Below are 7,831 nucleotides of genomic sequence, written 5' to 3' on the forward strand. Positions count from 1 at the left end.
AGGCCAGTAATGGGTTAAGTGATAACAGGTGTCTGGAAATATAGGGGCAAATCCAGTATGCTTTGCATCTATGGATTAGAGTTTGTTGAGGCGATATATGGAAGTCAGAAATTTTATGAAATTGTTAATGATATAAAATCGAAGATATCACAAAAATATTCAAAATATTGTGATATCGTAAAAGTCTCAACTGAAACATACTTGTTGCTGTGCCACACTCACTGCGAAGAGTTCATCGAAAGATTATCTGTTTTAAACTTCCCTGAACATATATTTTGCATAAGAAATATTTATATTCATAAGATTGCCATTTGTGAAACTTTTTCAGGGGAAAATATTTCGATTTATGAAGGGAAGCTGAAACTGGCATTAACAGCTATGCGGGAAAATAAAGAATCTGAATTTATGTTTTATGATGACATCAAAGTTCATGAACTTGATCAGAAGGTCTGGGTGGCAGGAAATATAAAAAAAGCGATTTCGAGTAGTGAAGTTTATTTAGTATATCAACCGATTGTTGATATGGATAATAATAGGGTTGTAGGCGCTGAGGCGTTATGCCGCTGGTTATCCGTCGAAAATGGGGCAATACCGCCATCAATTTTTGTACCTGTTGCTGAAGAAATAGGATTAATTAAAGAACTGGGTGATTTTGTTCTCGAAACGGCTATTAGCGAATTTGGTGTCTTTAGTCGTGAATATGAGGTTGCTAATGATTTTCTCCTGCATATCAATGTTTCTCCATGGCAATTAAATGAATTTGACTTCCACACTCGTGTTCTTACTTTAATTAATGCATTTGATGTAAATGCTGAACAAATCTGTCTGGAGATCACCGAGTCAGCAGTAAAAGATATAAATGATAGCTTTTACAATAATATAAACATTTTAAAAGAAAACGGTATCAAGATTTCTCTTGATGATTTCGGTAGTGGATTAGCTGACCTGAAAAAACTTTATAAAGTAAGACCTGATAGTATTAAAATTGATTCAGAGTTTACCTCTGGTATTTTCAATGAAACTAACAAAATTGTGTATTTTATATCCAGTCTTGCTCGTGAAGAAAATATGCCGGTAATAGCAGAAGGTGTTGAAACTGAAAGTCAGGCCAGAGAATTGCAAAAATTAGGGTTCTCTCATGTTCAGGGATACTTATACCAGAAACCGTTACCGTTTTCAGAATGGCATATAGACAGCAAACCGAAAAAAAGAAAATAAAGCAATGTTCAAGTATAAGAAAAAGTCGGCAGTAATCTGTTTTTTGTATTTTTTGTTCGTCGCTGTAGTAACTTGTTATTTATACACCATTTATGTTAAGGGCCGCATTAATTCGGTGAAGGTATCTATTGTAGATAGTGGGCTTGCAATAGCTAATGTTTCTGAGTATCGCCGCTCAGTATCTAATAATATATTTTATGAACTAGATATTGCTCCAGAAGAATTGGTGAAAAAATACGCAATAGCTTTGCTGGCTATGAAAATCCTGGATATTTGTATGATCTCGGTCCTTATATTATTAGCGATGGTAAATGTATCAAAGTTACAACGAAAGGGGATGATTTTTGTGGCGACATACTTTCCTCTATTCGGGTAATGAACGAATTTGAGAGAGGCGTTATTGGTTTAAAAGATAAGTACTATGTTTATTATGCTCATCCCATTGCCAAACGAACAAGTCTGATATCAGTGGTAGATCCTGAACGTTATTTATCTTTGATTAGAAATCAGTCAGGGGAACGAGAAGATATCTATATCTCATTTTATGATATTAATGATAATGAAAAGAAAATCGCAGGTGATGATTTTTTGATAAATGATGCTGTATTTGAGATGTCAGCTATCACTCTGTCGTATTCTTACCTTCCAGAAATGATGTTTATTGTTGCCTATAAAAAAAGTAAATATCTCTATATATGTATGCTATTCGTTTTTGCATCGGCAATATCTGCAATCATACTGTATATTAATTATATTAAATTACTACGGAATATTATAAATAAGGGTAGATTGGAAAAAGAATCTATATTGTCGAAACATCAATATGATTTACGTGGAGAAAATCTATTCTTTAATGCGGAAGAGATTAATGCAATTCGAGAGATATATGACTTTGGCACTTGTGATGCATTAACTCGGGCTTCTGGTCGCCGGAGTTTTGATAAGGAAATCAAGATGCTGAGCAAGAATTTTGGCTACCTGTGTCTATTTGATGTGGATAAATTTAAAACCATTAATGATAAGTTTGGCCATCTGTTTGGTGATGAAGTACTCATCAAACTTGTTAACCTTATTAAAGATGAGTTACCCCGTCGTGAAGGGGAAATATACCGGTTTGGCGGTGATGAATTTGCTATTATTTATTATGAGAAGGATAAAAATAAACTATCAAGAATTTTGCACAGAGTTGTTCATTTCGCAATCGGTGGGTTAAATTGTAGTTGCAGCATAGGGGTTGCCAGTACAGATGAGTGCATGAATAACATTGAACGGTTGAAATTGCTGGCAGATGAACGGTTATACAAAAGTAAGCAAAATGGTCGAGCGCAGATAACGTGGTGTTGATATTTTAATTTGCATAGCAATGGTCGTCTATGTTTATAAAACTCAAACTGTTTAAGTTATAGTATTAATGAATCGTTAAGTGCAATGATCTTAAAAAATAAAGAAGTGTCAAACAAAATCCTTTTGGTTGTTGTTATATTGCTATGTTTTGTTTTTTTATCAATTGTTGAGCAGCCACTTGGATTTTATCAACAAACATTATTTTCAATTATTATTTGCATCGCTGTCGTTGTCCTTAATTTGCTTAAGGGAAGGATGATTACCCTGATTTTAATGGGTGTTGGAATACTCATATCATCCCGATATCTATGGTGGCGTTACTCTTCTTCAGTCATCCTGAATGAATTTCCAGACTGCTTATTTTCAGTCACGTTATTAGCTGCTGAAACGTATGCCTGGTTTGTTTTATTACTTGGTTACTTTCAGGTTTGCTTCCCGCTGAACAGAGAAAGTATACCCTTACCAGAGAATAAAGAAGAATGGCCCATCGTAGATATATTAATACCCACATATAACGAACCCTTTACAGTCGTGAAGAATACAGTTTATGGTGCGTTGGCTTTAGACTGGCCAAAGGATAAATTACATATCTGGATCCTTGATGATGGCGCCAGGGACGAGTTCAGGAAATTCGCGAACGAGTCAGGAATTTACTATGTCGCAAGAGAAACACATGAACATGCTAAGGCCGGAAATATAAATAATGCGCTTAAAATAGCTAATGGCGAATTTGTTGCTATTTTCGATTGCGATCATATACCGTCGGTATCTTTTTTAAAGAAAACGATGGGCTGGTTTATTGCCGATAAAAAATTATCGATGTTGCAAACACCACATCATTTTTTTTCCCCCGATCCTTTTGAGCGAAATTTGGGGCAGTTTCGGCAAAAGCCAAATGAAGGACACCTCTTTTATGGGTTAATCCAGAATGGTACGGATACATGGAATGCTTCATTTTTTTGCGGTTCATGTGCAATCATCCGTAGATCGGCTCTGGATGAGGTTGGAGGCATTGCAGTCGAAACAGTAACTGAAGATGCGCATACGTCGTTACGCTTGCATCGTGCAGGTTATAGCTCTGCATATCTTCGCTATCCTCTGGCTGCCGGGCTAGCCACAGAAACATTGTCTGCTCATATTGGGCAACGGATTCGATGGGCTCGAGGCATGATTCAAATCTTGCGTATTGACAATCCATTATTGGGCAAGGGGCTGACATTATCACAGCGCCTTTGCTATCTCAGCAGCATGATGCATTTTTTATCAGGTGTGCCACGACTGATTTTCTTGTTCGCACCGTTATGTCCTATTTTCTTTTCGGTCAACCTGATCGATGCATCAGTTGCAGATATTATGTCTTATGTTTTACCTTACCTATTTGTTATTGTTTTAACTAATTCAAGAGTACAAGGTAAATACAGACATTCATTCTGGAATGAGATTTATGAAATGGTTCTGGCCTGGTATATTACGCTACCAACGCTTGTAGCTTTACTTGCGCCAGCAAAAGGGCGTTTCAACGTTACGGCCAAAGGAGGGCTGATAAAAAATAAGTTTGTTGACTGGCGAATTTCCTACCCCTATCTTATTTTTGCCATTTTAAATGTAATTGGACTGATAATAGGTATTGTTAATGTTTATAGTTTGCAAGGGCATATCGCCATCCTGAATTTGTTTTGTTTGATTTGGCTGTTTTATAATACAATTATTATTGGCGCAACTTTGGCTGTTTCTATTGAACAAAAGCAGGTGCGTTTTTCTCCCCGTATTGATGTTTCTTTCAAGGGCGTTTTACAACTGAAAGATGGACGGAGCTATCCTTGTTCTGTTCTTGATTTTTCCGAAGGAGGATTAGGCGTTATCCTTGATAATATCTCCGACGTAAAAACTATTGTTAAAACACAGCGGTTGTCTCTTTATCTGGATGATAGTAACGAAAAGTGTGATATACCGGTAGAAATAGTTCATGCCTACAATAATAAAATTGGTCTGAAGATTATGCCAATGAGTCATGAACAAAATGTTAATTATGTAAGAGCAACGTTTTCTCGTGATTCACTATGGAAAGAGTGGAATGATAAAATTAAACGAGACAATATTCTAAAGAGTTTTATTGAAATATGTTTTATTTCTCTGAAAGGTTATTGTAATATGGTTTTTTATATTCTCCGGACACTGAAAGGCAGTTCCAAAAGTTAGTTCTAATTTCTAATTAAATATATTGTTTGTATTTATTATGGTTGTTGAATTTTTTAAAATGGAAAGAAAATTTTTGAGATTAAGTGCTGCAATAATTGGCTTGGGGTTATTATGTTTTTACCAGGCAAATACAGCATCGGCTACAGTAATTCATAAGCCTTCCTCAGGAGGAGTATTACCCGCTATCCAGAAGGAAAATATCTCTGCTTATGCGAAAGAACCATCTCGCCATTTTAAACTCCCATTTACACAAATCGCACCAACGCCAGGAAACATAGTCCTGAATGGAGTTAACCCACAGGGGCAAATTGAGTTTGGTATGCGTAGCGATGAAATAGTGTCAGAAGCGAAACTAAAACTTGAATACACTCCATCACCGTCGCTGATCCCTGTCCAGTCACAGCTTAAGGTCTATCTTAATGACGAGTTGATGGGGGTATTGCCGATTACCAAAGAACAACTAGGAAAGAAAACGCTGGCGGAAATAACTCTTAACCCATTGTATTTTTCGGATTTTAATCGCTTGCGCCTCGAATTAATTAGTCACTACCAGAGCGCCTGCGAAAACCCGACCAGCAGCAATTTGTGGCTTGATATTGGACGTACCAGTGAACTTGAACTGGTAGTTCAGAGACTCAATTTGAAAAATGATCTTTCATATCTTCCTGTACCGTTCTTTGATCCGCGAGATAACCGCCCTAATACATTGCCGATGGTTTTTGCCGGTACTCCTGGGACTGGTTTGCAGCAGGCATCAGCTATTGTCGCTTCGTGGTTTGGTTCGCAATCTGGCTGGCGTGGTCACCGATTTCCGGTTTTCTATAACCAGTTACCGGAAAGTAATGCAGTAGTCTTTGCCACTAACAATAGACGTCCAGACTTTCTGCGCGAGCATCCGTTGGTGAATGCGCCTGTTATTAAAATGATCAGTCATCCACAAAATCCCTTTGTCAAATTGCTGGTGCTTTTTGGCCGCGATGATAAAGATTTATTACAGGCGGCAAAAGGTCTTGCACAGGGAAATATACTATTTCGCGGCGATAGCGTGGTCGTAAATGACGTGAAGCCGTTACTGCCGCGTAAACCTTATGATGCGCCAAACTGGGTACGCACTGATCGTCCTGTAACTTTCGCAGAGCTTAAAAATTATGAAGGGCAGTTACAGGCAAGTGCCCTGGAGTCTGCGGCAATTAATGTTTCATTTAATTTGCCACCTGATCTCTTTCTATTGCGTAATCGTGGGGGTGAGATGAAGATTAACTATCGTTATACCACGCCAACGACAGGTGGTTCACGCATGGATGTCAGTCTTAATAACCATTACCTTGAATCTTTCCGGCTAAGTCCGAAATCTGCTACCGATAGATTGTTGTTACGTTTACCGTTATTGCAAGAATTGTTGGATGGTAATAATGAAATTAACATTCCTGCGCTGACGTTAGGGGCGCTTAATCAATTGCGATTTAATTTCGAGTACGTTAATACTATGCTGCGCTCTGATGCCGATAGCTGTATTATTTCCCGGCCTCTAAAAAATCATGCGGTTATTGCAGATGATTCCACTATCGATTTTTCAAAGTACCATCACTTTATCGCAATGCCAGATTTACGCGCTTTTGCCAGCTCAGGCTTTCCATTTAGCCGCATGGCCGATCTATCAAAAACGGTTGTGGTTATGCCTGAAAACCCTGGCACAACGCAAGTTGAAACATTATTAAATACCCTTGGACTGATTGGTGCTCAAACTGGATTCCCGGCAATTAATCTGACAATTACTAATGATATAGGTTCTGTTCAGGGCAAGGATTCAGATATCCTGTTAATAGGAAGACTTCCGCAAGAATTTGCAGACAATCAGAAAATTAATCTGCTCATTGAGGCAACAACAAGTTGGGTAAAAAGCCCAATACGGCACTCTGATTACGCCAAAATTATGACAGATAACGACGATCAAAAACCTGAAATACAAACAACCATAAATTCCCCATTGCCAATAGCGGCGATAGTTGGTTTTCAGTCTCCATATTATGCCCAACGTAGCGTAATTGCTTTAATGTCAGAGGGATCACGCGGCGATGTGCTACTCAACAATGCATTAGTTAATAGTACAAAACGCGGCAATATCTTTGGTTCAGTCGCGGTTATTCGTGAATCTGGCGTCAATAGTTTACGAGTTGGAGATACTTATTACGTTGGGCATCTCCCCTGGATTGAACGAGTGCAATATGTGTTAGCCAGACACCCCATTCTACTGGCAGTGCTGGCAACTCTCAGTGTGGTGCTATTGGCGTGGGTAGTATGGCGTCTGCTACGTATCATTAGTCGCCGTCGTTTGAACCCTCATCAACAGTAATTCATCGTCATTTCTATTTTGCGGCTCCATTCTGTCCTGACTTTATACAGGCAGGGAGCTGCGCCCGTTCAGTTTTTAATAAAAAGTGAGTTAACACCTGATTGAGGCAGGCATGTACAAATTCACCTTAAATTTACTCACAATATCCCTTGGTTTGGCGGTAATGTCGATGGCGAAAGCCACACCAACTGCACATAAGCTGTTAATGGCGCAGATTCGGTTGGGCGAAGACATTCACCGTGAAGATCTGGTCGAACAGTCGCTTTATCGCCTTGAATTGGCGGAACCTGATAATCCAGATGTCGTTGCGGCGCGTTTTCGCTATCTGATGCGTAAGGGAGATATTGAAGGCGCGCAAAAACAACTTGCCAGACTTTCCCTGCTCGCCCCTGATTCAAAAATATATAAAGCATCGCGCACGGCCATGCGACTTTCTTCGCCTGAGGGGCGTCAGGCACTGCAAATGGCACGCTTACAAGCTATCTCCGGGCGACATAAAGAGGCTATCGACAGTTACGACAAGCTATTTAACGGGGCACCGCCAGATATCGAAATGGCGCTGGAATACTGGGGGGCAATGACGCAAATTGCCTCCCGTCGCAACGAAGCGATTCGTCAGTTGAAAATACTTAATATTGATAATCCTGACTCTGGTGCCATATTTGGGGCGCTGGGGCAGGCGTATTCCCAGAATGGCGATCGCGCTAATGCGGTGGC

General features: G+C 39.3%; 5 protein-coding genes and 1 pseudogene. All 6 read left to right on the forward strand.

All coding sequences use genetic code 11. The features are described 5' to 3' along the window. Window positions 1–18 precede the first annotated feature (18 nt). Window positions 19–1,218 (forward strand): EAL domain-containing protein, encoded by a 1,200-nt coding sequence (locus tag BEG40_RS22230; protein ID WP_286135168.1) that lies wholly within the window; start codon window positions 19–21, stop codon window positions 1,216–1,218. A gap of 4 nt (window positions 1,219–1,222) precedes the next feature. Further along, window positions 1,223–1,594, forward strand: coding sequence for a hypothetical protein (locus tag BEG40_RS22235; RefSeq protein WP_286135169.1), 372 nt, complete (start codon window positions 1,223–1,225; stop codon window positions 1,592–1,594). Continuing rightward, window positions 1,492–2,562, forward strand: a complete 1,071-nt coding sequence (locus BEG40_RS21335) for a GGDEF domain-containing protein (protein WP_286135170.1) — start codon at window positions 1,492–1,494, stop codon at window positions 2,560–2,562. The genes BEG40_RS22235 and BEG40_RS21335 overlap by 103 nt, the downstream gene beginning before the upstream one ends. 84 nt (window positions 2,563–2,646) lie before the next feature. Continuing rightward, a complete protein-coding gene (gene bcsA / locus BEG40_RS21340) occupies window positions 2,647–4,761 on the forward strand; it encodes a UDP-forming cellulose synthase catalytic subunit (RefSeq protein ID WP_105286069.1) in 2,115 nt (704 codons plus the stop codon). A gap of 58 nt (window positions 4,762–4,819) precedes the next feature. Further along, on the forward strand, window positions 4,820–7,114 hold the full coding sequence (gene bcsB / locus BEG40_RS21345) for a cellulose biosynthesis cyclic di-GMP-binding regulatory protein BcsB (protein WP_374201619.1): 2,295 nt from the start codon (window positions 4,820–4,822) through the stop codon (window positions 7,112–7,114). A gap of 112 nt (window positions 7,115–7,226) precedes the next feature. Then, window positions 7,227–7,831, forward strand: a pseudogene (locus BEG40_RS21350) (cellulose synthase complex outer membrane protein BcsC); the annotation flags it as partial.

Origin of the sequence: Escherichia sp. MOD1-EC5495 (genome assembly GCF_002965965.1) — a bacterium.
Taxonomy (GTDB): Bacteria; Pseudomonadota; Gammaproteobacteria; order Enterobacterales; family Enterobacteriaceae; genus Escherichia; species Escherichia ruysiae.

Bases quoted from the DNA above. Each gene is read 5' to 3' on its own strand.
- bcsB (WP_374201619.1), top strand. From the start codon at position 4,820: ATGGAAAGAAAATTTTTGAGATTAAGTGCTGCAATAATTGGCTTGGGG.
- bcsA (WP_105286069.1), top strand. From the start codon at position 2,647: ATGATCTTAAAAAATAAAGAAGTGTCAAACAAAATCCTTTTGGTTGTT.
- BEG40_RS22235 (WP_286135169.1), top strand. From the start codon at position 1,223: ATGTTCAAGTATAAGAAAAAGTCGGCAGTAATCTGTTTTTTGTATTTT.